We start from the raw sequence: 22850 nt of genomic DNA, 5'->3' as shown, positions 1-22850 counted from the left end.
CTAATAATCTCTCCTGTAGATAATTTCATTATATGTTGACTATTATAAACAATCCTGGTGAAAAATGGCACATCCTAGCGCGGCACAGAGCTTTCGCGACCGGCTCGAACGGGTCATCGCTCAGACGGGCCTCAACCAGGCCGGCTTTGCCCGCCATGTCGGCATCGATCGTTCCACCCTGTCGCAATTGCTGTCGGCGGAGAACGACCGCCTGCCCCGGGCCGAGACCCTGGCCGCCATCGCCAAGGGGTGCCGCATCTCGATCGACTGGCTGCTCGGCCTCAGCCAGCGCGAACAGATCGGCGCCGAACTGGTGGAAGCGGTGCTGACCATCGAAACCCAGGCCCACGCCCCTTTCAACGAACGTTTCCTGCGCTGGCATGCCGAGGCGGCCGGGCGCAAGCTGCGCACCGTGCCGATGAGCTTTCCCGACTTCCTGAAGACGGACGAGGTCATGCAATTCGAATATGCGGCGGCGCTCGGCCTGGACACCAGCCCGGCCCTGGCCGAACGCAGAAGGCTGATCATCGCCTCGATCCGCGATGGCGGCGAGATGGAAGCCTGTGTCTCCGTTCAGGCACTGGAGCTCTTCGCGCGGGGCCAGGCCCAATGGGAGGGTTTCGATGCCGCCGGCCGCCGGGCCCAGTTCAACACCATGGCCGCCCTGGTGGATGAGCTCTATCCGACGCTTCGGCTCAACCTCTACGATCTCCGGCAGACCTATTCGGCACCCTTCACCATCTACGGCAATTCGCGTGCCGCCGTTTATCTCGGGCCGACCTATCTGGTCCTCAATGCCAGCGAGCATATCCGCATGCTGACGCGCCGTTTCGAGGATATCGTGCGCACCGCCACGGTACAGCCCCATGTCGCGGCGGCCTATCTGCGCGACCTCGGCGCCTCTCTCGACTGAGCGGAATTGGCGCGGGCCGCAGCCGGACCGGCGGCAGGTCCGGGCCAGCACGACGACAGCCGCATTCTCCCGCGCAAGATGAACGCCACGTGAACAGCGGCTTGCAGGATTGTTCACACAAATCCAGTTATGGTCCCCCGCAACAAACGCCTCATGACTGAATGCCCGTCTGCGCCAACTTTTGTTTCGATCCCTCGTTGCGGGGCGTGGGGACGGGTCGCAAAACGTTCTAGGATCCGGTCTGGAGAAGCTTCATGCCCTGCCGAACCCTTTTCGGGGTTATTGCCGGTCTGGCCTTCCTGACCCTGGGCCTTCAGACCGATGTGAATGCCGCCTTCGCCCAAAACTCGCTGAATAATTACGCCCAGACGCCGCAGCAAGCGCCGATGCTGGGAAATGATCGAAGCCTTCCGCTTGCACCCGAGGAAGTCGGCCAGGGCCCGGACGAGGCGGGGAATCCGCGCCTGCTGCCACCGCGGGCCATCGTTTCCAGCCTGGCCGGACGGGGATATCGCAATGTCGTCATCAAGCGGGTGCGCGGCGACAGCTATATCGCCGAGGCGGAGGGTTCGGAAGGCGGGCGCGTGCTCATCGTCATCGACGGCCATACCACCGAAATTACGGGATTGCGGCAATTGGGCTGGGCCAGGCCTCCCCGGCAATGGGACAATGACGGCTGGGTCCCGCCGCGTCCCTGGAGTGGTCCACGCTGGTAGGCTCGAGCCACAGTTCAGTTCCCGACTCGATAGCTCGGCGTGCTCCGGAGCGGTCCGGCAGCCCGCCTGCGCCCCTGGCGCTGGCGGGCTCGTTATTTGACGCTGCCGTCGCAAAAGATGCTAAGGAGCACGTCATGCTCCAGCCCACAGGCCCCCGTCTCCACGACAGCCCCGACAATCCCTGCCCGGCCGGCGCCATCGTCGAGGCGCTCACCACCCGGGACGGCATCACGCTGCGCACGGCACGCTGGCCTTCGCTGTCGCCATATCCCAAGGGAACCATCTGCCTGTTCCAGGGGCGCTCCGAATTCATCGAGAAATATTTCGAGGTGATCCGCGACTTGCGGGCCCGGGGCTTTGCGGTGGCGACGCTGGACTGGCGGGGGCAAGGCGGATCCGACCGCCTTCTGCGGGACGGGCGCCTCGGCCATATCGACGATTTCGCTGATTTCGGACCCGATCTCGACGCTTTCATGCGCAAGATCGCCTTGCCCGAATGCCCGGGCCCCTTTTACGCGCTGGCCCATTCGATGGGCGGCGCCATCCTGTTCGCCAATCTGCCGCCCGGCTCGATCTGGTTCGACCGCCTCGTGGTTACCGCGCCGATGATCGAGATCGACCGCAAGCCTCCCGGCGCCCGCTGGCTCGCCCGTGTCCTCGGCGGGCTTGGGCTGGGACGGCTGATCGTGCCGGGCTGGTCGCCGCGCCCGGTCGGGCTCAAGCCTTTCGACGGCAATCCGGTGACCTCTGACAAGGCTCGCTATGAGCGCGCCGCGCGCATCGCCCGCGACGCGCCAGAACTGGCCATCGGCGGGCCGACGATCGGCTGGGTCCGCGCGGCCTTTCGGGTGATGGACCGGCTGGCCGATCCGCGCTTCGGGGCTGATTGGCGGATCCCGACCCTGATCCTGCTGGCGGGCGACGATCATGTCGTCTCCTCCCCGGCGGCCCGGCATTTCGCGGCCAAGCTCTATGCCACGCGGACATTGACCCTGCCCGGCTCGCGTCACGAGATCACCCAGGAACGCGACGCCATCCGCGAAGCCTTCTGGGCCGCCTTCGACGCCTTCATCCCCGGCACGCAGGCTTAGGCCCGGCGGCACAGCTTTGCGGATGAGATGCGAAGACACGGAGGCCGATCTCCAGATCGACCGTCTTCGCTCTCTGTCGCACTCAACGTTTCCAAGGTGGTCGATCTGGAGATCGACCCTCCTCCTCAGCCGGCCTGCAGCAGGGAGAGGGCCGCCGCATGCACGCGCGCATCGCCCGCCGCGACGACACGGCCGCCCGCCTGGGCGGGGCCGCCGTCCCAGGTGGTGATGACGCCGCCGGCGCCTTCCACGATCGGGATCAGAGCCGTGATGTCGTAGGGCTGGAGATTGGCTTCGATCACCAGATCGACCAGGCCCATCGCCAGCATGGCATAGGCATAGCAGTCGCCGCCGTAACGCGAGAGCTTCACCTTCTCTTCCACCGTCGAGAACAGCGCCCGGTCGGGCTCGGCCATCAGGCGGGGGCTGGTGGTATAGAGCACGGCGTCCGCCAGGCCCGCACAGGAGCGGGTGCGCATGGTGCGCTCGCCGCCGGGGCCGCGATATTTCGCCGAGCCGCCATCGCCCGAGAAACGCTCGCGCGTGAAGGGTTGGTGCATCATGCCATAGCAGGGCTGGCCGTTGCGCAGGAGGCCGATCAGCGTGCCCCAGCCGACCATGCCGGAGATGAAGGATTTGGTGCCGTCGATCGGATCGAGCACCCAGACGAATTCGGCATCGAGGCGTTCGGAGCCATATTCCTCGCCCATCACACCGTGGCTCGGAAACATCGCCCGGATCTTCTGGCGAATCACCGCTTCGGCGCCCCGGTCGGCCTCGGTGACGGGATCGAAATTGCCGCCGCCGGACTTGTCTTCCGTGGCCAGCGCCGACCGGAAGAAAGGCAGGATCGTGGTGCCCGAAACATTGGCGAGCTCGTCCACGAAGGCTTCGAAATCCACCGGTGCCATCTTTTTCTCCGCGCGGCCAGAGCGCTTCGTCTGCGCCGGTCTCCCCTAGAGCATAAGCGTTCAGGCGTGAACGCTTTTTTCTCTAGCTTGATCCGACGCGTCTTTGCGATTCTTGGCGATTCCACCAAATCGCAAGACGCTTTAGAGTCTTTTGCGCTCCGGCGAAATCGCTGGGGAACGCAAAGGCACGTCAACCAGGAGTTGGAGCAAAGCGCGTCTCGGTCTGAACGGGCTCTGCTCTAGAGCAGATTCCCGCCGGAGCAAACCGGTTTTTGAAAATGAAAACCCCGCCTTGCGGCGGGGTTCCGGGGGCCCTGCTGCCAGCCGCCTGTCGGGGCCGGTGCCGGGACGCTACCGTGAAATTCGATCAGCGGCAGACGCGCACGCGCTCGATGTGATAGCCGTAATCGTACTGGTTCGGCACGCGCTGGCGCTCGAACCAGCAGCGGGGCTGCACATAGACCGGAGCGGGCTCTTCGTAATAGCCGTCGTCATAATAGCGATCGCGGTTGGTCAGCGCGCCGCCCAGGAGCAGGCCGCCGACAAGGCCGGCTGCCGCACCGCCGGCAAAGGCGCCGCCACGGCCATAACGAGCTTCCGCGGTACCGGTGGTCGCCATCGAGGCACCGGCAACGGTGGCAACAACCAGGGCCGATGCGAGAATTTTCTTCAACATGATCAATTCCTCACGTGGGGCGCTCCAGAAGCGCCACCATCGGTAGCTGCTTTGTGCCCTTGAACTCATGGGATGCACTTTAGGGGGTACAAGCTGAATGGACAATGAACGCTTCCGTCAGCTTTCCGGAGGGTTTTGCGGGTCCAGTGTGACGATGTCGACGGCCGGTCCCAGGCGTTCGCGAGCGATCTCCATCACATGCCGATGATGGGTGAACAGGATCTTCTGCAGCCCCGACCCCTTGAGCGCCAGCACCTGCAGAGCGGCGGCGACGCGCTCCTCGTCGAAGGTCATCACCAGATCGTCGCCGACGAAGGGCGGTACCTCGCGCCGCGCCGCCATGGCTTCGAGATGGGCAAGGCGAAGCGACAGGTAAAGCTGGTCCCTTGTGCCTTCGCTCAGGCCGCTAATGTCGGTGGTGCCGCCATCGGGCCGGCGCGCGGCGAGGCGCAGCCTGTCGGCCTCGTCATAGAGGGTGGCGATGCCGGAAAAGCCGCCGGCGGTAATGGTGGCGAACAGGCCGCCGGCCCGCGCGATCAACGGCCCCTGCTCGGAGCGGAGCTGGCGCTCCAGCCCCGCCTCGAGCAGCAGGGAAGCGGTCTTCAGCACCAGATAGTCGCGCGTAATGCGGGCAAGATCGCTGCGGGCGTCCTCCAGTGCCTGGGCGGCCCCGGCCGCGCCGGCCTCCCGCTCGATCGCCTCGCGGCGCCGGCGCAAATCCCCGAGGGCCAGGGCCGCCTGCTTGTCCGCTTCGATCAGGCCGTTGAGCTCGGCCTGCACGGCCTCGCTCTCGCCCGCGGCCTCGTCGACGCCGATCTCGGCGGCTTCGGCCCGCAGCGCCGCCTCTTCTAGACCGTCGCCCTGCCCGCTCAGTTCCGCCCTCGCTGCGGCAAGTTCACGCTCGAGGCCGGCGCGCAGCGTGAGATCGGCGGCAAGTGCGGCCAGGTCCGCCGTTTCGCAGCCGGCCTTGGCGGCCAGGCCGGCAACGGCTTCGTCATGGCCGCGCTCGGCTGCCTCCGCCTTGGCCAGCGCATCGCGGTAGCGATCGAGACTTTCCCGTGCGGTGCGCCGGCGGATCGCGGCGTCGCGGGCCGCCGTCAGGGCCGCCATCAGGTCGAGAGCGGTCTCCGCCGGCTCGCCGCTCGCCTCGGAAGGAAGCCTGTCGACGAGGCTGGCGGCCCGTTGCGCGAAGGTGGTGCGATCGTCGAGAATGCTGGCGATCCGGTGCTCCAGACTCCCGAGCTGGGCCAGCTTGCCCTGCACGGCGATCCACAGCTCGCTCGCCTTGGCGGCTTCCTGGGGGCTCGCTCCCGGCGCCAGCCCGAGAACGGCGAGTGCGGCTGCCCAGTCCGACTGGGTGGCGGCGCGGGCGGTCTCGGCCGCTTCCCGGGATTTTTCCGCCCGGGCCAGCTCGGCCCGGCTCGCCTCGAGCTGGTCGGCGAGCGAGCGGGCCTCGCGAGCCCCCAGTTCGAGCGCGGCGAGGCCATCCTCGATCAGCCGCACCAGGCTGGGCAGGCTTTGCGCCGACGCGCCCGCAATGCCGATTTCGGCGGCAAGGGCCTCCAGGCCGGGCCGCTCCCCGGCCAGACGCCGCTGGCCGCGCTCGATCTTGAGCTCCAGGTCCCGCAGCGCCTGGCGCTCCTCACGCAGCCGCGCGAGCTCCACCAGAAAGCGGCGCATCGCCGCCGGCGCCTCCGCCGTGCAGCCGAGCGGGGCGAACAGGGCCTGCCAGGCCTGCCAGGCCTGCTCGCTTTCGTGCAAGCGCGCCGCGATCCCGGCCTCGGCCCGCGCAAGAGCCGCAGCATCCCTGTCGCGCGTGCGGCGCGCCACCTCGCGGCGCGCCAGATGCTCGGCCTGTGCCAGCCTGCGGTCGGCGAGATCGTCCACGGCAGCGACGATCTTGCGATAGGCCCTCGCCGCCGCCGCGGAGGGTTCGCTGACGACAGCCTCGAACAGGGCATCGCGCTCCGCGCGTTCGCGTGCCAGCATGGCATCGTCGATCAGCCCATCCCTGCCTCCGCCCTCAGCCAGGAGCGCGTCGGCTTCCGCCAAGGCTTCCCGCAGGCGCCGGACTTCGGCTTCCTGTTCGCGGGCCGTGTTCTCCAGTGCCGCCAGCGACCGCTCGGCCCGGCCGATCTCCTCCTCGGAGGGCTCGCGCCAGGCCCAGAGCTTGTGCTCGTCCTTGACGGCCGGCGACAGCCGCGCCAGCCTCTCCTGCTGCAGCGCGCGGCGGCGCGTCAGTTCGCCTTCCTGCTCCTCGATGGCGCCGGCTTCCGCCAAGGCCGGCTGCATGGCTTTCAGCCGCTGGCGCAGGGGGCTGGGATCGGCGCTGGCCCGGACGGCGGCCATCTTGCGCTGCAGTCCCTCGATGGTTTCGCGGGCCCGTTCGGCGGCACGGGCGCTTTCGCCCGCCTCCCGCTCGATCTCGCGTCGACGTTCGGCCAGCACGCGGATGCGTTCGAGGGCGAGATCGTCCGGGCTCAGTGCCGAAAGGGCGGCCCGGTCCTTCTGGCCGAGCCGCCGGGCGAGATCATCGAGATCATCGGCGATTTCCCGCGCCTCCGCCTCCCGGCGCGGCAGGTCCAGCATCGCCTTGGCCAGGGCGGCACGTTCTTCGTTGAGGGCGGTGATCGCCTCGCCCGCGGCCAGCACATCGTCGTCGACGGAGATCGCGGCCAGAGCCCGCTCGGCATCCTCCACCTCCCGCGCCAGGCGGGCCATGGTCTCCCGTCCCGTCTCGGCCCGGGCCAGTGCGGTCTCGATCTCGGCGGCAAAGCCATCGGGCAGGTCCGGCCGGGCCTCGACGGCGGCCAGGGCCGTCTCGGCCTTGCCGATCCGGGCGAGCAGGGGGGCCACGCGGCGGACGCGATCGATGCGGGCGCGCCGGATGCCGGCCTGGCGCAACTGTTCGGCCAGGGCGCGCGCCCGCGCCTCGCCAGCTTCGATCTCGGTTTCGAGAGCGCGCACGTCGTCGGCCCGCAGCGATTGCTCGCGCAGCGCCCGGCGGGCCTGGTCGTAACGCTCCTGCGCCTCATAGAAGGCGCGCTTGTTCGACCTGCGCGCCCCGAATAGCGCGTCCGCCTCGCTCTCCAACCCGGCGCGGACCGAAACCAGGGTCTTCAGGCCGGAGGCGGCGGCGAACAGGCTTTCGCCCACCTCGCCCTCGGCAGCCAGCATCTGGCGGGCGCCCTCGCGCAGGCCGCCCTGGTCGAGCCCGAAGGCGGCCAGGAAGACCTCGCGCGAAATGCCGCTCAATAGAGGTTCGAGCAGTCCATCGTCGAGCGGCGCGTCTTCGGCATCGGTAAGGGAATTCTTCAGCCGCTTGCGGCGCCAGAACCGCAAGGAGCCGCCATTGGCGCGCTGCATCTCGGCACCGATCTTCAGATCCTCGTAGCGATGCCTGAAATTGGCGGGGCTGCGCGGCTCGAAGCCATAGAGCAGGTCGGTGATCGCCGACAGCGCCGAGCTTTTTCCCGCTTCGTTCGGGCCGTAGACGATGTGCAGATCGGCATCGGGGCGGAAATCGAGACGTGCCCCGGTAAAAGGGCCGTAGCGGTCGAGATCGAGGCGGGTGAGTTTCATGCCGCCTCCCCGGCGCCGGCCTTGCCGCCGCGGCGCAGCCGCGCCAGGGCGACGGCGCGCGCCTCGTCTACCAACGCAGCGCCGATCTCCTCGCCGCGCACGGCCTGGCGGACCTCGTCCGGCAATTTGGCGAGAATGTCCTCGACGATACCGGCAAGCGCCTCGCTGAATTCCGGTTCCGCCTCCAGCCCGGCCAGCAGGCCCTGGGGGTCGGCAAAGCCGACGGTCTCGTCCAGCGCGCTCCGCGGCGCGGTGGTGGCAAGTTCGACGCGCTCGATATAGAGCCGTTCGCTCACCCTGTCGGCCGCCGCCTGGATCTCGGCCCGCAAATGCTGGGCGTCGGCGGCAAGCCCGTCATGAACAGGCGTCTCGCCCGTCAGCGTCAGGCGCAGGGCGAGCGGACGCTCGCCCGCCGCGTCGATTTCCTCCCGCAAAGCCGGCTCGACCAGGGCCAGCACCTCGGCCAGCGTCGCCGCCTCGCCGATTGCGATACGGCGATGGCCCCAGCGGGCCTTGTCGAGCACCAAAGGCGTGAGCGAGGCGACGGCCCCGTCCTCGACTTCCACCAGCATGGCGCCTTTCGGCCCGCTCTCGCGCACATGGCGGCCCTGGATATTGCCGGGAAAAACGACAGGGGGATCCGTGGCGACGATTTCGGCCGCATGGATATGGCCGAGCGCCCAGTAGTCGTAGTTGCGCGCCTTGAGATCGGCGAGGGTGCAGGGCGCGTAGGAGGCATGACCGGCCCGGCCGTCAAGCGAGGTGTGAAGCAGGCCGAGATTGAACCAGCCCGCGCGCGCCGGAGGAAAATCGCGCACGATATTATCGCTCAAGGAGCGCTCCGCGAAGCTCCGGCCATGCAGGGCGACCTTCAGCTCGGGCAGTTCCATGGTCTCGGCCTTGCGGGTGCCGAAGGAATGCACCAGCGAGGGCAGCGTCACCTTGCGCGAGATCTGGCTTTCGGCGTCGTGATTGCCCTGGATCAGGAAGGTGGGAATGCCGGCGCGCGACAGCCGGGCCAGCTGGGCGGCGAAGAACAGGCCGGTGTGATAATCGCGCCAGTCGCCGTCATAGACGTCGCCCGAGATCACCAGGAAGGCTGCCTGCCGGGCCAGCACCTCGTCGATCAGTGCTTCGAAGGCTTCGCGTGTCGCCCGCCCGAACAGCGCCGCCAGCTCGGGCTGGCGGGCCGTCAGTCCATGCATGGGGCTGTCGAGATGCAGATCGGCGGCGTGGACGAAACGAAAGCGCATCAGCGCTTTTAGGATCGATTGCAGCGCTTTGTCGAGGCGCTCCTGGGACCGCCTTCAGCCGGTTCCTGGAACCGCTGCTCTTGCGGATGGGAAGAGCCGGCTGAAAGCCGGTGGTCCCACGGACGCTTCAGTCGAACAGCGGGCCGAGATAGTCCTTCTTGCTGAGTTCCACGCCGTTGGCGCGCAGGATCGCGTAGGCGGTGGTGGCGTGGAAGAAGAAATTCGGCAGGGCATAGAAGTTGAGATAGTCGTCGGGCTTCAACTCGCGCTGCGCGCCGGCGATCTTCAGGCTGATCACGCGCCCGCCGCCGGCCTCGACAGCAGCCTGGGGGACGGAGCGGATGAATTCCAGCGTCCTTGCGATGCGCGAGCGCAATTCGGCGAAATCCTTCTCGTCGTCGTTGAATTTCGGCGCCTCGACCCCGGAAAGCCGCGCCACGCACAGCTTGGCGAAATCGCAGGCCGTGCTGACCTGGCGCGAGAGCGGCAGCATGTCGGCGGTGAGTCTGAGCCCGCACATCACGGTCGGTTCGACCTTCTTGGCCTCGGCAAAGGCGGCTGCCTTGTCGAGGATGGCCGAAAGCGCCTCCAAGGTGTGCACGAAAACCGGCACGGTTGCCTGGTAGTATGAAAGCGACATGATTTCCTCCGGGCCTGTCTGGGCGATGGGGCTGTTTTTACTTGGCTCGAGGCCCGATGGCCACGGGTTCTTCGCCTCACGCCCCGAAGATCGACCAGCCCATGCGGCGGGTGAGAGCCTCGAGGGCGATGCGGCCGAGATGGGAATTGCCGTTGGCGTCGAGGCCCGGCGCCCACACCGCGATGGAGGCCTTGCCCGGTGCCACCGCCAGGATGCCGCCGCCCACGCCGCTCTTGCCGGGCAGGCCGACGCGGTAGGCGAATTCGCCGGAGCCGTCATAATGGCCGCAGGTCAGCATGATCGCGTTGATGCGGCGGGCGCGCTCGGGTTGCACCACACGATGGCCGGTCGAGGGATTGCGGCCCTGCGAGGCGAGAAAACGCCCCGCCATCGCCAGTTGCCGGCAGGACATGGCGATGGCGCAGTGATGGAAATAGACGCCAAGCGTGTAGTCGACCGGGTTGTCGAGCACGCCGAAGGATTTCATGTAGTTGGCGAGAGCCGCGTTGCGGAAGCCGGTGCGCTGCTCGGAGGCGGCCACCGCCTCGTCGATGGCGATCGAGGGATCGTCGGCGAGGAAGCGCATGAAATGCAGGATCTCGCCGAGCGCCTCGCGCGGCTGGTGGCCGGACAGAATCAAATCGGTGACGGCGATGGCGCCGGCATTGATGAAGGGGTTGCGCGGAATGCCCTTCTCGTTCTCCAGGAGCACGATGGAGTTGAAGGCGCTGCCGGAGGGCTCGCGTCCCACCCGGCGCCACAGCCGGTCGCCAGCCTTGCCGAGGGCGAGGGTCAAGGTGAAGACCTTGGAGATGCTCTGGATCGAGAAGGGCATGTCGGCATCGCCGCCGACATGGGCATTGCCGTCGGCATCGATGACGGCGATGCCGAAATGCCTGGGGTCGACGCGGGCAAGTTCGGGAATATAGCTCGCCACCTCGCCACGTTCGCTATAGGAGGCCATCTCCTCGGCGATTTCGGCGACGATCTCATCAAGCAGGGGCAAGGCGGGCCTCGGGTTTGGATGGTGGTCTTCTCCCTTAGCGCAAATCGGCGGCGGTTTGGGAAGAGGTGTCGACGAACGAGCGCTGTGCTTCACCCCTCATCCGGCTGCCGCCACCTTCTCCCGCAAGGGGAGAAGGGGTTTTATTGGGCTTGAGATAGAGCATCTATCGTAGGGCACCAAATGAGCCGAGCTAATCTCCTTCTCCCCTTGCGGGTGTCGTCAACTCTCTTGAGTTGACTAGAGGTCCCGGCAGGGGGATGAGGGGTGAAACACCCGCTTTCCTTGACTCTCGCCCCCATATCCCCTACATCCCGCCCCGTTCTTACATGGGTAAGACGCCCTTCCGCCGACCATCCCGAGAGGATGGAGGCCAACGCCCGTCAGCGCGATGCGCCCACGGGCGTGTTTTGCGTTGTGCGCCTTGCCTTGCGGGACGATGGCTCCGATATCTGCATCCAAGATGCAGATATCGGCGTGTTTTGCGATACTTGACGATGGCGTCAAATCGCAAAACGCCATGGCCAAACAGGAAAAGACGAATGTTCGATGGTCTCTCCGCACGTCTGTCCGATGTGCTCGACAAGCTCACCCGGCGTGGCGCCCTCACCGAGGCGGATGTCGGCGAAGCCATGCGCGAGATCCGCCGTGCGCTGATCGAGGCGGACGTCGCGCTCGACGTCGTGCGCTCCTTCACCGACAAGGTCCGCACCCGCGCCGTCGGCGCCGAGGTGCTGAAATCGGTGACGCCGGGGCAGATGGTCGTCAAGATCGTCAACGACGTCCTGATCGAGACGCTCGGCGGCGAAGGCCAGGCCATCGACCTGCAGGCGGTGCCGCCGGTGCCGATCCTGATGGTGGGCCTGCAGGGCTCCGGCAAGACCACCACCACCGCCAAGATCGCCAAGCGCCTGACCGACAAGTTCGGCAAGAAGGTGCTGCTCGCCTCGCTCGATACCCGCCGGCCCGCCGCCATGGAACAGCTCGCCGTGCTCGGCAAGCAGGTGGGCGTCTCCGTGCTGCCGATCGTCGCGGGCCAGTCCGCCGTGCAGATCGCCAAGCGGGCCATGGATGCCGCCCGCTTCGGCGGCTACGACGTCGTCATGCTCGACACCGCCGGCCGCACCACGGTCGACGAGGCGCTGATGGCCGAGGCGGCCGAGGTCAAGGCCGTCACCGAGCCGCATGAAGTGCTGCTGGTCGCCGACGCGCTCACCGGCCAGGACGCCGTCAACACCGCGCGCGCCTTCGACGGGCGCCTCGGCATCACCGGCATCGTGCTCACCCGCCTCGACGGCGATGGCCGCGGCGGCGCCGCCCTGTCGATGCGCGCCGTCACCGGCAAGCCGATCAAGCTGGTCGGCACCGGCGAAAAGGTCGACGCGCTCGACGATTTCCATCCCGCCCGCATCGCCAACCGCATCCTCGGCATGGGCGACATCGTCTCGCTGGTCGAGAAGGCCGCCGAGACGATCGACGCCGAGAAGGCCGCCAAGATCGCCGCCAAGATGCAGAAGGGCGCCTTCGATCTGGAGGATCTGCGCGACCAGCTGATCCAGATGGAGAAGATCGGCGGCATGTCCGGCGTGCTCGGCCTGCTGCCCGGCATGGGCAAGATCAAGGACCAGCTCGCCGGCGCCAATCTCGACGAGAAGGTGTTCAAGCGCCAGCGCGCCATCATCGATTCGATGACCCCCGAAGAGCGCCGCAAGCCCGAGATCCTCAAGGCCTCGCGCAAGCGCCGCATCGCCGCCGGCTCCGGCACCACGCCCGAACAGATCAACCGCCTGCTGAAGATGCATATGCAGATGGCGGACATGATGAAGAAGATGGGCGGGGCCAAGAAGGGCGCGCTCGGCAAGATGGCCTCGATGTTCGGCCTGGGCGGCGGCATGCCGCAATTGCCGCCCGGCGCCCTGGACGCCATCGCCAAGGGCCAGATGCCGCCGGGAATGCCCTCCGAAATGCCGAAACTGCCGCCGCAGATGCCGAATTTCGGCCCGGGCGGCCCTAAATTGCCAGGCTTTCCCGGCCTTGGCGGACCGAAATTGCCGGGCGGCCTGCCGCCGGGCTTCCCCTTCGGCGGCAAGAAGAAATAGCCGCCCGAAACCCTTTCACCTCACCGACGAACAAACTGACAAACGGAGTTACCCATGTCCCTCAAGATCCGTCTCGCCCGTCGCGGCGCCAAGAAGCGCCCGTTCTACGCGGTCGTCGTTGCCGATTCGCGCTCTCCGCGCGATGGCCGCTTCATCGAGAAGCTCGGCACCTATGACCCGATGATCGCCAAGGATTCGGGCAAGTCGCGCTGGACCGTCGATCTGGAAGCCGCCAAGACCTGGATCGCCAAGGGCGCCCAGCCGACCGACCGCGTGCTGCGTCACTTCGCCGAGGCCGGCCTGCTGACCCGCGAGACCCGCAACAACCCGGTCAAGGCCGTTCCCGGCAAGAAGGCGCAGGACCGCGCCGCCGAGAAGGCCAAGAAGGCCGAGGCCGCGGCCAGCGAAGCGGCCGAGTAAGGCGATCCTGCTCCCCTCTCCCCGCTGGGGAGAGGGGTTCCCGCGCTCTTCGCCAAAGGCTCCCCATGCCCCCTGCCCCGCAAAACCTCGTTGTCCTCGGCGTTTTCGGCGCGGCCCATGGACTCAAGGGCGAGATCCGGCTGAAATCCTATACCGAGGAACCGCTGGCCATTGCCAATTACGGCCCCCTCCTCACCAAATCCGGCCGCCAGATCAAGCTCGCCAGCCTGCGCCAGGCCAAGGACGTGCTGATCGCCCGGGTCGAAGGTGTCAGCGACCGCACGGGCGCCGAACAACTCGTCAATCTTCAGCTTTTCGTCGCGCGCGACGCGCTGGGCATGCCCGAGGACGAGGACGAATTCTTCCACGCCGATCTCATCGGCCTCGTCGCGCGCGATGAGGACGGCAACAGGATCGGCACGGTCACCGGCCTGTTCGATTTCGGCGCCGGCGACATCATCGAAGTGACGCCGGATGACGCCAAGAAGGCACCGGAGGGCGCCAAGGAAGCATCCGGCAGCGCCAAGCCCCTGCTGCTGCCCTTCACCAAGGCCGTCATTCCCGTGATCGACATCAAGGCCGGACATATTGTCGTCGTGCTGCCCGAAGAGACTGGCGCGGCTGATGAGAACGAGGAGACAGGCGACGATGAGCGCTGACCACATTTTGAGCGGCAGCCTGGATGGCGATTTCAGGAGTCTCGCCGGGATGCCGGTCGCCGGCCTGATCTTCGACATGGACGGTACGCTGGTCGACAACATGCATGTGCACAACGACGCCTGGGAAACCTGGCATCAGCGCCATGGCCTGGCCTTCGACCGCGAGCGCTTCTTCCGCGATACCGCCGGCCGCGCCAATCGCGAAGTGGTCGGGCTGGTCAAGCCCGATGCGAGCGAGCACGAACTCGACACGCTGGGCCTGGAGAAGGAAGCGATCTACCGCGAGATCTATCGCAGCCAGATGGTGCCGATGCCGGGCCTGATGGCATTGATCGCGGCCTGCGAAGTCCGCGGGCAGAAGATGTCGGTCGCCACCGCCGCCACGCCGGAGAACGCCGCTCTGGTGCTCGACGGCCTCGATTTGCGCCGCCATTTCGTCACCGTGGTCTCGCCCTCCATGGGCTATCGCGGCAAGCCCCATCCCGACCTCTTCCTCGCCGCCGCCGACGCCATGGGCCTGGCGCCCGGCCAATGCGTGGTGTTCGAGGACGCGCCGCTGGGCATCGAGGCCGCCCGCAACGCCGGCATGCGCGCCGTGGGTGTGAAGACCATGCTCGACGACGCGGCCCTCGACGGCCCGAACACCGTGTTCTCGATCAAGGACTTCACGGACGACAGGCTCAAGGGGCTGTTGGGATGAGGGCTATTTCTTGCCCTTGTGCATCTCCCCTCATCCGGCTGCCGCCACCTTCTCCCGCAAGGGGAGAAGGGAATTCATCTGGCCAAGCTGGCACCTTCTGCACCATTCCGATTTCGTTCGCCCCCTCCCATTCGAACCCCTTGGGTATCGCCAACTCCCTCGTGTTGGCTGGGTCCCGGCAGGGGGGCGAGGGGTGGAGCACCTAACACATGTGGCGCGCCTCCATCCTCACCCTCTATCCGGAAATGTTCCCGGGGCCGCTCGGCGTCTCGCTGTCGGGTGAAGCCCTGGCGAACGGCAGCTGGGCGCTGGAGACACGCAATATCCGCGATTTCGGCCAGGGGCGTCATCGTTCGGTCGACGACACGCCGGCCGGCGGTGGCCCGGGCATGGTGATTCGCGCCGACGTCCTGGCCGATGCCATCGATGCCCTCGGCGACGACGGCCGCCCGCGCCTCCTGATGTCGCCGCGCGGCCTGCCCCTGCAGCAGGCGCATGTGCGCGCGCTGGCGGCCGGAGAGGGCGCGGTGATCGTGTGCGGTCGCTTCGAGGGCGTCGACCAGCGGGTAATCGAGGCGCGGGGCCTCACCGAGGTCTCGATCGGGGACTATGTGCTCTCCGGCGGCGAACTCGGAGCCATGGTGCTGATCGATGCCTGCGTCAGACTGCTGCCGGGCGTGATGGGCGGCGCCACCTCCGGCGACGAGGAGAGCTTCGAGAACGGCCTGCTCGAATATCCGCATTATACCAGGCCCCTCCTCTTCGAGGATCGCGCAATTCCCGACATCCTGCGCTCGGGCCATCACAAGAACATCGCAGCCTGGCGCCGCAGCGAGGCCGAGGCCCTGACGCGTGAGCGCCGGCCGGACCTGTGGGCGGCCTATCAGGCGCGCCAGCCGCCGCAGAAGAAGAGAAAGTAGTCATCCCGGGCGCGTCGCAGCATGCAGTGACGCGATGCAGATCCGGGAGTGGGAGAGGAAAAGGCGCCTTGTCCTGATCGCTGTCCCGGATCTGCGACGCATCGCTTCGCGCTGCATCGCGTCCGCGATGACCATCCCTACCGAATTCGGTGGACTCGCCTTGCGTAATGGCGTATTGGCACGCCTCCACTTCAAGCAAGAGCAAGATGCGTCCTTCGGGTACGCGCGGAGATCGATCATGAACCTGATTCAGACTATCGAGCAGGAAGAAATTGCCCGCCTTTCGGCCGGCAAGGACATTCCTGAATTTCAGCCCGGCGACACGGTCATCGTGAACGTCAAGGTGAAGGAAGGCGAGCGCACCCGCGTTCAGGCCTATGAAGGCGTCTGCATCGCCCGCGACGGCGGCGGCCTGCAGGAGAGCTTCACCGTCCGCAAGATTTCCTACGGCGAAGGTGTCGAGCGCGTGTTCCCGCTCTACTCGCCGATGATCGATTCCATCAAGCTGGTCCGCCGCGGCAAGGTCCGCCGCGCCAAGCTCTATTACCTGCGCGATCGCCGCGGCAAGTCTGCCCGCATCGCCGAGCGCGTCGACTACAAGAAGTAAGTCCGGCGCTTCTGACGGATTTCGACGCCGGCCTGGCAACGGGCCGGCGTTTTGCGTTTCCTGGGACTGACGGCTTCCGGCGGGCGATCCCAGGATCTACCCCTTCCTCTTCGGCCACCATAGATCGGGGATGCCGCGGTCGTAGATCACACCGGGATCGCCATGTTCGAACTCGTCCCAATAGGCCAGCCAGTGGTTCGGGCGGTTGTACATCGGCACCCAGTAATAACCCGAGCGCAGCACGCGGTCGAAGGCGCGGCACGCCGCGACGAGCGCGGCCCGGCTGTCGGCGGCGACGATGGCGTCGATCAGTGCGTCGAGCACCGGATCGGCGATGCCGGAAATATTGGTCGAGCCAGGCACGGCGGCCGTCCGGCTGGAAAAGGGCCCGCGCATGTCTTCGCCCGGGGTCAGGCCGTAAGTGGCACGGCGGGAGATGACGTCATAGTCGAACGCGTCGGTGCGGCGCTGATATTGCGAGGAATCGACGGCGCGAAAACTCGCCGCGATGCCGAGCCGGCCGAGATTCTGGATGAAGGGAGCCGTGATCTTGTAGAGGAAGTCGCTCTCCTCCAGGAACTCGATGGTGAAGACCTCGCCCTTGGCGTTCTTGAGGACGCGGTTGTCGAGGCTCCAGCCAGCCTCCTTGAGGAGCCCCAGCGCCGTGCGCAGATTGGCGCGGTCGAAGCCGCTCCCATCCGAGACCGGCGGCAGCAGGGCTTCGCCGAAGACGGCGTCGGGCACCTTGCCGCGATGCGGTTCCAGCAAGGCGAGTTCGTCCGGCCCGGGCTTGCCCTCGGCCTTCAGCGGCGAATTCTCGAAGATCGAGGCCGTGCGCTGGTAGGACGAGTACATCACGTTTCGGTTCACCCATTCGAAATCGAAGACGAAACCGAGGGCCTGGCGCACGCGGGGATCGGAAAACTTGGCGCGGCGCGTGTTGAAATACCAGCCCTGGGCGCCCGAGGGCGTGTGGTCGGGCACCGTTTCGCGCTTGATGCGGCCTTCGCGCACGGGCGGAATGTCATAGCCCTTGGCCCAGTTCTCGGAGCTCGATTCCTCGCGGAAACGGTAATTGCCGGCGCCGAAGGCGATGAAGGACACCGAGGGATCGCGGTAATATTGCCAGGTCAGGCGGTCGAAATTGTTGGTGCCGATCTGGGTCGGCAATTTCTCGCCCCACCAGTTCGCCACGCGCTCATAGCTGATCGCTTCGCCCACATCGACCTTGCCCACCTTGTAGGGCCCGCTGCCGAGCGGGGCTTCCAAGGTGGATTTGGTGAAATCGCGGCTCGACCACCAGGCCTTCGAGAAGATCGGCAAGCCGGCGACGATCAGGGGCAGCGAGCGCCCGCGCCCGGGCAGCAGCGTGACGCGCACGATGTCGGGGGCTTCCGCCACCGCCTCCTTGAAGAAGCGCAGCGGTTCGGTGATGAAGGGATGTCCCTTCTCCTTCAGCGTGTTGAACGACCAGGCGCAGTCCTCCGCCGTCAGTGCCGAGCCGTCATGGAAGCTGAGGCCGGGGCGTAGACGGAAACGATAGGTCTGCCTGTCGGCCGAGACGGCCACCGATTGGGCCGCATAGCCATACACCGCATCCGGCTCGTCCAGAGCCCGCGCCATCAACGTGGCGAAGGTGGCGTCCATCCCCACCGCGCCCGTGCCCTTGAGGACGTAGATGTGCAGGCTGTCGAAAGAGTTGAAGGATTGGTTGTAGCCGGTCTGGTAGACCAGCTGCGAGAAGGCGCCCCCCTTGGGTGCATCCGCGCGCACATAGTCGAATTTTTGGAAGCCGGGCCCGTATTTGAGATCGCCGAAGGTCGACAGGCCGTGGCTCTCGATCTCCTGCCCCCGCGCTCCCGCTGGCAGGAGGGCGCAGGCGGCGCCGAGAAAGCCGGTCTTGAGGAGCATACGGCGGTCGAGGTCGGCCATCGGCGGGGTCCTTGATACACGGGTCATCCCGGACGCGCTGCAGCACGAAGCGATGCGGCGCTGATCCGGGATCGCAAGACGAAAAGAGCCCCCTATCCGGAGCCCGCTCCCGTGTCTGCGTCGCACCGCTTCGCGCTGCGCCGCGCACGGGATGACGATGTCTACTTCGCCGCCCCCGTCTTGGCGGCCAGGGCCGAGTCATACCACCAGACGGTCGGAAAGCCGCCCGTCGGGCTCTGGCTCGGCAGCACGGCCGGCTGGCCGAAGCGGTTCCAGCGCAAAGTGTGCCAGACATCGGAATAGAACATCGGCACCACATAATTGCCGGCAAGCAGCACCCGGTCCAGCGCCTTGGTGGTGGCGACCAGCTCGGCCCGGTCCTTGGCGTAGACGATACGGTCGGCCAGCGCATCCACCGCCGGATCCTTGATGCCGATGATGTTGCGCGAGGTCAACTTGTCGGCGGCGGCAGAGCCCCAATAATCGCGTTGTTCATTGCCGGGCGACTGGGTCTGGCCCACGCCGAACAGAATCATGTCGAAATCGCGATTGTTCTCGCGCTGGTTGAACTGCGTCTCGTCGACCACGCGCACCGAGGCCTCGATGCCGAGGCGCTTGAGATTCTCGACATAGGGCAGGGTGATCTTGGTGAAGGTGTCGCTGGAGAGAAGGATCTCCACCTTCATCACCTCGCCGTTCCCGACATTGGTGAGCTTGCGGTCCTTGAACTCCCAGCCGGCTTCCTTCAGGAGGCCGATGGCCGCGCGGATGTTGGCGCGCTGGGCCTCGTCGCTGCCATTGACGGGATTGGCATAGGGCGTGGTGAACACCTCAGGCGGCAGCTTGTCCTTGATCGCTTCGAGGATGTCGCGCTCCTGGCCCTGCGGCAACCCGCTGGACGAGAGTTCGTCGAGCCCGGCGAAATAGGAGCCGATGCGCTTGTACTTGTTGAAGAAGATCGTGCGGTTCAGCGTCTCGAAATCGAAGACCAGGTTGAAAGCCTTGCGAACCCTGACATCCTGGAATTTCGGCCGCCTGATATTGAAGGCGAAGGCCTGCATGCGCCCGATGGTGTTGGACGGGAAATCCTGCTTGACGATGCGTCCTTCCGTCACCGCCGGGATGTTGTAGAGCGTCATCCAGTTGGCGATGACGTTCTCCAGCCGGAAATCGTAGGAATCGCTCTTGAACAGTTCCGGCAGTTGCTGGGCATTGGTGTAGTAGTCGTAACGGATCTCATCGAAATTATAGTGGCCCTTGGCGGTGGGCAGGTCGGCGCCCCACCAGTCCTTCACGCGCTCATAGACGGCCCCGCGCCCGGCCTCGAAGCTCTTGAGGCGGTAGGGGCCGGAGCCGAGCGGCGGCTCGAGCGTGGTGTTGGCGACGTTGCGCGGCTTGCCGTCCGGTCCGTTGGCCAGCCACCAATGCTTGGGCATGACATAGAGCTGGCCGAGGATCTGCGGCAGCTCGCGATTGCCCTTGCTGGAGAAGGAGAACGTCACCTGGTCAGGCGCGCTGACCTCGGCCTTGGTGACGTCGTGATAATATTGCGCGGTCTGCAGGTTGTTGGCCTTCTGCACCTCGAAGGACCACACCACGTCCTCCGGCGTCAGCTTGGTGCCGTCGTTCCAGCGCGCCTTGGGATTGATGCGGAAGGTCACCGAGGAGATGTCGTCGGGAAAGCGCACGGCATCGGCGATCTCGCCATATTCGGTGGAAGCCTCGTCCTGCGCCGATGTCATCAGGTTCTGATAGACATTGGTGACGCCGGCCTCGATGTTGCCCTTCACCGAGACGCCGTTGATCGCCATCAGCGCGATGTTGAAATTGTCGAAGGTGCCGCTGATCGCCAGCCGCACCCGGCCGCCCTTGGGCGCATCGGGATTGACATAGTCGAAATGGTCGAAAGCCTCCTTGTGCTTGGGCTCGCCCAGCAGGGACAAGCCGATGCGCCAGGGGGGCGTCGCGCCCGCCGCCGCGCCGGCAGGGGCTTGGGCCGGCTTGGCTGCCTCCTGCGCCAAAACCTGCTGAGGCGCGAGCAGGGCCAGGGTCGCGAAGGCGGCGAGGGCGGCCGAGGCGAGAGGGGAACGGACGGGGCGCATGGGATCTCCGTGGGTTTCCCTTGCCATCGGCAGGGAGACGGGGCCGGGGGCGGCCGGGACTTGTAGGGCACGGCCTGCAGGCGCCGCTGGCGGGCAGCGGCGGCAAACCATCGAGGATAGGAGCCAATGCGGCGGAAATGCAGCTGATTCGGCAAGATGACATCGTGTTCACCTTGCAGGGCATTCGGCGATTGGATCACCCGCACCCAACCGTAAGAGGTGCCGAATCCGCCGGGAGAGCACAAAGCGTTCGCGGCTGGACGCGCTTTGCGCCCGCCACGGGCCTCAAAAGCGCGTGCCAACACGTCCGGCCGGGCTTATCCTCATGGACGCATCCTGCATCGCATGGCGGCGCCCCCCGGCGCGGGCCGGTGCGGCGGGACTGCAAGAGGCGCGATCCGGAGGCACCGCCATGCTGGGAGCAAAGCTCGCCGTCGCCACCCTGCCCGTGCGCGATCTCGCCACGACCCGGCGCTTCTACGAGGATCTGGTCGGGCTGGAGGTCGCCTTCGAGCACGAGGGCAGCGCCATCGCCTACAAGGCCGGCCCCTCGATCGTGCTCGTCTATGTCTCCGCCAATGCCGGCACCAACCACGCCACCGCCGTGACCTGGGTGGTGGGCGACGACATGCCCCGCCTGGTCGAGGCCCTCAAAGCCAAGGGCGTTGCCTTCGAGCATTACGAGATCCCCGGCACCACGCTCGACGGCGACATCCACCGCACCGGCGACCTCGAACTCGCCTGGTTCCGCGACCCCGACGGCAACATCCACGGCCTGACGAGCGGGTGAAGAGGTCTTGTCATCCCGTGCGCGTTGCGGCACGCAGTGCTGCAGCGCAGATACGGGATCGTTTGCCGGAAAAAGCGCCTCATTCGTCTTGCGATCCCCGGACCAAACCTCTGGTTTGGCCTGACTGCGCAGCGTCATTTCATGATGCAACCCGCACGGGATGACATATTCCTTTCCACGCGATTGCACGGAGAGAGCCCGCAATCGCGGATTGACGCCGCTCCATCCCTCGCTATAGTGCCGCCCGCGTTGCCCCTATGGCGGAACTGGTAGACGCGTCCGACTCAAAATCGGATTCCGCAAGGAGTGCTGGTTCGATTCCGGCTAGGGGCACCACTTCCACTTTCGACGATGTTCGCGGAAGTTCAAAATCCTCCAAAAATCAAAGACTTAAGCACAAAAACCGTTCGCTGCGGTTCGTTTCCGTGCGCCTACAGCCGGACTGCGTGGTGGTACGGATGGTGGTATCACCCTCGGAATCTGCTAGGATGTGGTGGTACGCGATACCACCATTCGGGCGCCGCCATGCCGCTGACAGACATCGAATGCCGAACCGCCAAGCCGACAGAATCGGTGCGCAAGCTCTCGGATGGCCAGGGTTTGCAGCTCTGGATCATGCCGAACGGCTCGAAACTTTGGCGGCAGGACTATCGCTTCGCCGGCAAGCGCAAGCTTCTGGCGATCGGCCCCTATCCCGCGATCACGCTGGTGGCGGCTCGCAAAGCCCGCGGCGAAGCCCGTGCGCTGGTCGCTGGTGGTATCGACCCCTCTGATGCCAAGCAGGAAGCCAAGGCGGCCCGCATCGCTCAGGAAGCCGCCGCAGACAGCTTCAAGGCGGTAGCGGAAGGCTATGTTGCCAAGCTCAAGCGCGAAGGCCGGGCGCCCGCCACTATGAAGAAAATAGAGTGGCTGCTCGACTTCGCCTTGCCTGACCTCGGCAAGCTCAAGATCGGCGAGATCAGTTCGGCCAAGGTGCTCGCCGTGCTGCGCAAGGTGGAAGCACGCGAGGCCTATGAAAGTGCCCACCGCCTCCGCTCCACCATCGGCGCCGTGTTTCGGTATGGCATTGCCAGCGCCCTTTGCGAGAATGATCCGACACAGGCCCTAAAGGGCGCGCTGACAACACCGACCGTGACTCCCCGCGCCGCGTTGCTCAAGCCGACCGCCTTCGGTGCACTGCTACGCTCGATCGAAGATTTCGACGGCCAGCCCACGACGCAAGCCGCCTTGCGATTGATGGCCTATCTGTTTCCCCGGCCGGGCGAACTGCGCATGGCGGAATGGGCCGAGTTCGACCTTGCGGCGGCTGCCTGGGAGATTCCGACAAGCCGCATGAAAATGCGCCGGCCCCATCGCATCCCATTGTCTCAGCAGGCCGTCGCGATCCTCAAAGATTTGCAGGCGCTAAGCGGCAAGGGGAGGCTGGTGCTGCCCTGCGTGCGCACATTCGCTCGCCCAATCAGCGAGAACACGCTCAACGCCGCCCTGCGCCGGCTCGGCTATGCGAAGGAGGAAGCAACTGCGCATGGCTTCCGCGCCACTGCCTCTACCCTGCTCAACGAAAGCGGCAAATGGCGCCCGGACGTGATCGAGGCCGCTCTCGCCCATATTGGCGCCGACGAAATCCGCCGCGCCTATCTGCGCTCCGATTTTTGGGAAGAGCGCAAGGCGATGATGCAGTGGTGGGCCGATTACATTGATCGGCTTCGTGAAGGCGGCAAGGTCCTGGCGATCGTCAGAGGAAGCTAGATGCAATTCGCTAGTGCTGCTTCGAAGCTGACGCCCTACTGTCAGAATACCGCCGCAGCACAAAATCCCACACCGCGCCACCTTCGC

Annotated in this window: 19 protein-coding genes and 1 tRNA gene; 12 read left to right on the top strand and 8 right to left on the bottom strand. The window is 66.2% G+C overall.

Going from position 1 to position 22850, the window contains the following annotated elements; all coding sequences use genetic code 11:
• Nucleotides 1–64 precede the first annotated feature (64 nt).
• The 3 genes from J8I29_RS09865 (at nt 65) to J8I29_RS09855 (ending at nt 2720) form a co-directional block, all read left to right on the top strand.
• On the top strand, nt 65–913 hold the full coding sequence (locus J8I29_RS09865) for a helix-turn-helix transcriptional regulator (RefSeq protein ID WP_209431509.1): 849 nt from the start codon (nt 65–67) through the stop codon (nt 911–913).
• Between the two features lie 254 nt (nt 914–1167).
• The gene (locus J8I29_RS09860) at nt 1168–1629 is read left to right on the top strand and encodes a hypothetical protein (protein ID WP_209431508.1); all 462 of its coding nucleotides are present in this window, start codon (nt 1168–1170) and stop codon (nt 1627–1629) included.
• 134 nt (nt 1630–1763) lie between these two features.
• On the top strand, nt 1764–2720 hold the full coding sequence (locus J8I29_RS09855; RefSeq protein ID WP_209431507.1) for an alpha/beta hydrolase: 957 nt from the start codon (nt 1764–1766) through the stop codon (nt 2718–2720).
• 125 nt (nt 2721–2845) lie between these two features.
• Here the strand turns inward: J8I29_RS09855 and hisN are convergent, their stop codons facing one another.
• The 6 genes from hisN to J8I29_RS09825 all read right to left on the bottom strand — a co-directional run bounded on the left by hisN (nt 2846) and on the right by J8I29_RS09825 (nt 10788).
• A complete protein-coding gene (hisN, locus tag J8I29_RS09850; RefSeq protein WP_209431506.1) occupies nt 2846–3631 on the bottom strand; it encodes a histidinol-phosphatase in 786 nt (261 codons plus the stop codon).
• Between the two features lie 367 nt (nt 3632–3998).
• Nucleotides 3999–4250 (bottom strand): hypothetical protein, encoded by a 252-nt coding sequence (locus tag J8I29_RS09845; RefSeq protein ID WP_245196859.1) that lies wholly within the window; start codon nt 4248–4250, stop codon nt 3999–4001.
• A 174-nt stretch (nt 4251–4424) separates the two neighbouring features.
• Nucleotides 4425–7889, bottom strand: coding sequence for a YhaN family protein (locus tag J8I29_RS09840; protein WP_209431505.1), 3465 nt, complete (start codon nt 7887–7889; stop codon nt 4425–4427).
• The gene (locus J8I29_RS09835) at nt 7886–9142 is read right to left on the bottom strand and encodes a DNA repair exonuclease (protein ID WP_209431504.1); all 1257 of its coding nucleotides are present in this window, start codon (nt 9140–9142) and stop codon (nt 7886–7888) included. The genes J8I29_RS09840 and J8I29_RS09835 overlap by 4 nt, the downstream gene beginning before the upstream one ends.
• Nucleotides 9143–9269: 127 nt before the next feature.
• A complete protein-coding gene (locus J8I29_RS09830; protein ID WP_105861049.1) occupies nt 9270–9782 on the bottom strand; it encodes a DUF1993 domain-containing protein in 513 nt (170 codons plus the stop codon).
• Nucleotides 9783–9858: 76 nt separating this feature from the next.
• Nucleotides 9859–10788 (bottom strand): glutaminase, encoded by a 930-nt coding sequence (locus J8I29_RS09825; RefSeq protein WP_209431503.1) that lies wholly within the window; start codon nt 10786–10788, stop codon nt 9859–9861.
• 539 nt (nt 10789–11327) lie between these two features.
• Between J8I29_RS09825 and ffh the strand changes: the two genes are divergently transcribed.
• The 6 genes from ffh (at nt 11328) to rplS (ending at nt 16190) form a co-directional block, all read left to right on the top strand.
• Complete coding sequence (gene ffh / locus J8I29_RS09820; protein WP_209431502.1) at nt 11328–12884, top strand: signal recognition particle protein; 1557 nt, start codon at nt 11328–11330, stop codon at nt 12882–12884.
• A gap of 54 nt (nt 12885–12938) precedes the next feature.
• Entirely contained in the window at nt 12939–13304 is a 366-nt protein-coding gene (gene rpsP / locus J8I29_RS09815) for a 30S ribosomal protein S16 (RefSeq protein ID WP_105861046.1), read from the top strand.
• A gap of 65 nt (nt 13305–13369) precedes the next feature.
• Nucleotides 13370–13963, top strand: a complete 594-nt coding sequence (gene rimM, locus J8I29_RS09810) for a ribosome maturation factor RimM (protein ID WP_209431501.1) — start codon at nt 13370–13372, stop codon at nt 13961–13963.
• Nucleotides 13953–14663, top strand: a complete 711-nt coding sequence (locus J8I29_RS09805) for an HAD-IA family hydrolase (RefSeq protein WP_209431500.1) — start codon at nt 13953–13955, stop codon at nt 14661–14663. The genes rimM and J8I29_RS09805 overlap by 11 nt, the downstream gene beginning before the upstream one ends.
• Nucleotides 14664–14872: 209 nt before the next feature.
• Entirely contained in the window at nt 14873–15583 is a 711-nt protein-coding gene (gene trmD, locus J8I29_RS09800; protein WP_105861043.1) for a tRNA (guanosine(37)-N1)-methyltransferase TrmD, read from the top strand.
• Nucleotides 15584–15821: 238 nt separating this feature from the next.
• On the top strand, nt 15822–16190 hold the full coding sequence (gene rplS, locus J8I29_RS09795) for a 50S ribosomal protein L19 (protein ID WP_068291206.1): 369 nt from the start codon (nt 15822–15824) through the stop codon (nt 16188–16190).
• 96 nt (nt 16191–16286) lie between these two features.
• Here the strand turns inward: rplS and J8I29_RS09790 are convergent, their stop codons facing one another.
• Nucleotides 16287–18122: an extracellular solute-binding protein gene (locus tag J8I29_RS09790; RefSeq protein WP_209431499.1), complete on the bottom strand. Its 1836-nt coding sequence runs from the start codon at nt 18120–18122 to the stop codon at nt 16287–16289.
• A gap of 161 nt (nt 18123–18283) precedes the next feature.
• Entirely contained in the window at nt 18284–20224 is a 1941-nt protein-coding gene (locus J8I29_RS09785) for an extracellular solute-binding protein (protein WP_209431498.1), read from the bottom strand.
• A 412-nt stretch (nt 20225–20636) separates the two neighbouring features.
• On the opposite strand from J8I29_RS09785, the gene J8I29_RS09780 reads away from it, so the two are divergent.
• The 3 genes from J8I29_RS09780 to J8I29_RS09770 all read left to right on the top strand — a co-directional run bounded on the left by J8I29_RS09780 (nt 20637) and on the right by J8I29_RS09770 (nt 22763).
• Entirely contained in the window at nt 20637–21014 is a 378-nt protein-coding gene (locus J8I29_RS09780) for a VOC family protein (protein ID WP_209431497.1), read from the top strand.
• A gap of 251 nt (nt 21015–21265) precedes the next feature.
• A tRNA-Leu gene (locus J8I29_RS09775) sits at nt 21266–21350 on the top strand.
• 189 nt (nt 21351–21539) lie between these two features.
• The gene (locus J8I29_RS09770) at nt 21540–22763 is read left to right on the top strand and encodes an integrase arm-type DNA-binding domain-containing protein (RefSeq protein WP_209431631.1); all 1224 of its coding nucleotides are present in this window, start codon (nt 21540–21542) and stop codon (nt 22761–22763) included.
• The last annotated feature ends 87 nt before the right edge of the window (nt 22764–22850 follow it).

Origin of the sequence: Labrys sp. LIt4, assembly GCF_017813775.1 — a bacterium.
Taxonomy (GTDB): Bacteria; Pseudomonadota; Alphaproteobacteria; order Rhizobiales; family Labraceae; genus Labrys; species Labrys okinawensis_A.
The sequence above is the reverse complement of the archived record's forward strand: the minus strand, read 5'-3'. Positions and strand labels throughout refer to the sequence as shown.

Excerpts from the sequence above, each read along its gene's own strand:
- J8I29_RS09865 (WP_209431509.1), top strand. The coding sequence starts at position 65 with ATGGCACATCCTAGCGCGGCACAGAGCTTTCGCGACCGGCTCGAACGG.
- J8I29_RS09860 (WP_209431508.1), top strand. The coding sequence starts at position 1,168 with ATGCCCTGCCGAACCCTTTTCGGGGTTATTGCCGGTCTGGCCTTCCTG.
- J8I29_RS09855 (WP_209431507.1), top strand. The coding sequence starts at position 1,764 with ATGCTCCAGCCCACAGGCCCCCGTCTCCACGACAGCCCCGACAATCCC.
- hisN (WP_209431506.1), bottom strand. The coding sequence starts at position 3,631 with ATGGCACCGGTGGATTTCGAAGCCTTCGTGGACGAGCTCGCCAATGTT.
- J8I29_RS09845 (WP_245196859.1), bottom strand. The coding sequence starts at position 4,250 with ATGGCGACCACCGGTACCGCGGAAGCTCGTTATGGCCGTGGCGGCGCC.
- J8I29_RS09840 (WP_209431505.1), bottom strand. The coding sequence starts at position 7,889 with ATGAAACTCACCCGCCTCGATCTCGACCGCTACGGCCCTTTTACCGGG.
- J8I29_RS09835 (WP_209431504.1), bottom strand. The coding sequence starts at position 9,142 with ATGCGCTTTCGTTTCGTCCACGCCGCCGATCTGCATCTCGACAGCCCC.
- J8I29_RS09830 (WP_105861049.1), bottom strand. The coding sequence starts at position 9,782 with ATGTCGCTTTCATACTACCAGGCAACCGTGCCGGTTTTCGTGCACACC.
- ffh (WP_209431502.1), top strand. The coding sequence starts at position 11,328 with ATGTTCGATGGTCTCTCCGCACGTCTGTCCGATGTGCTCGACAAGCTC.
- rpsP (WP_105861046.1), top strand. The coding sequence starts at position 12,939 with ATGTCCCTCAAGATCCGTCTCGCCCGTCGCGGCGCCAAGAAGCGCCCG.
- rimM (WP_209431501.1), top strand. The coding sequence starts at position 13,370 with ATGCCCCCTGCCCCGCAAAACCTCGTTGTCCTCGGCGTTTTCGGCGCG.
- J8I29_RS09805 (WP_209431500.1), top strand. The coding sequence starts at position 13,953 with ATGAGCGCTGACCACATTTTGAGCGGCAGCCTGGATGGCGATTTCAGG.
- trmD (WP_105861043.1), top strand. The coding sequence starts at position 14,873 with ATGTGGCGCGCCTCCATCCTCACCCTCTATCCGGAAATGTTCCCGGGG.
- rplS (WP_068291206.1), top strand. The coding sequence starts at position 15,822 with ATGAACCTGATTCAGACTATCGAGCAGGAAGAAATTGCCCGCCTTTCG.
- J8I29_RS09790 (WP_209431499.1), bottom strand. The coding sequence starts at position 18,122 with ATGGCCGACCTCGACCGCCGTATGCTCCTCAAGACCGGCTTTCTCGGC.
- J8I29_RS09785 (WP_209431498.1), bottom strand. The coding sequence starts at position 20,224 with ATGCGCCCCGTCCGTTCCCCTCTCGCCTCGGCCGCCCTCGCCGCCTTC.
- J8I29_RS09780 (WP_209431497.1), top strand. The coding sequence starts at position 20,637 with ATGCTGGGAGCAAAGCTCGCCGTCGCCACCCTGCCCGTGCGCGATCTC.
- J8I29_RS09770 (WP_209431631.1), top strand. The coding sequence starts at position 21,540 with ATGCCGCTGACAGACATCGAATGCCGAACCGCCAAGCCGACAGAATCG.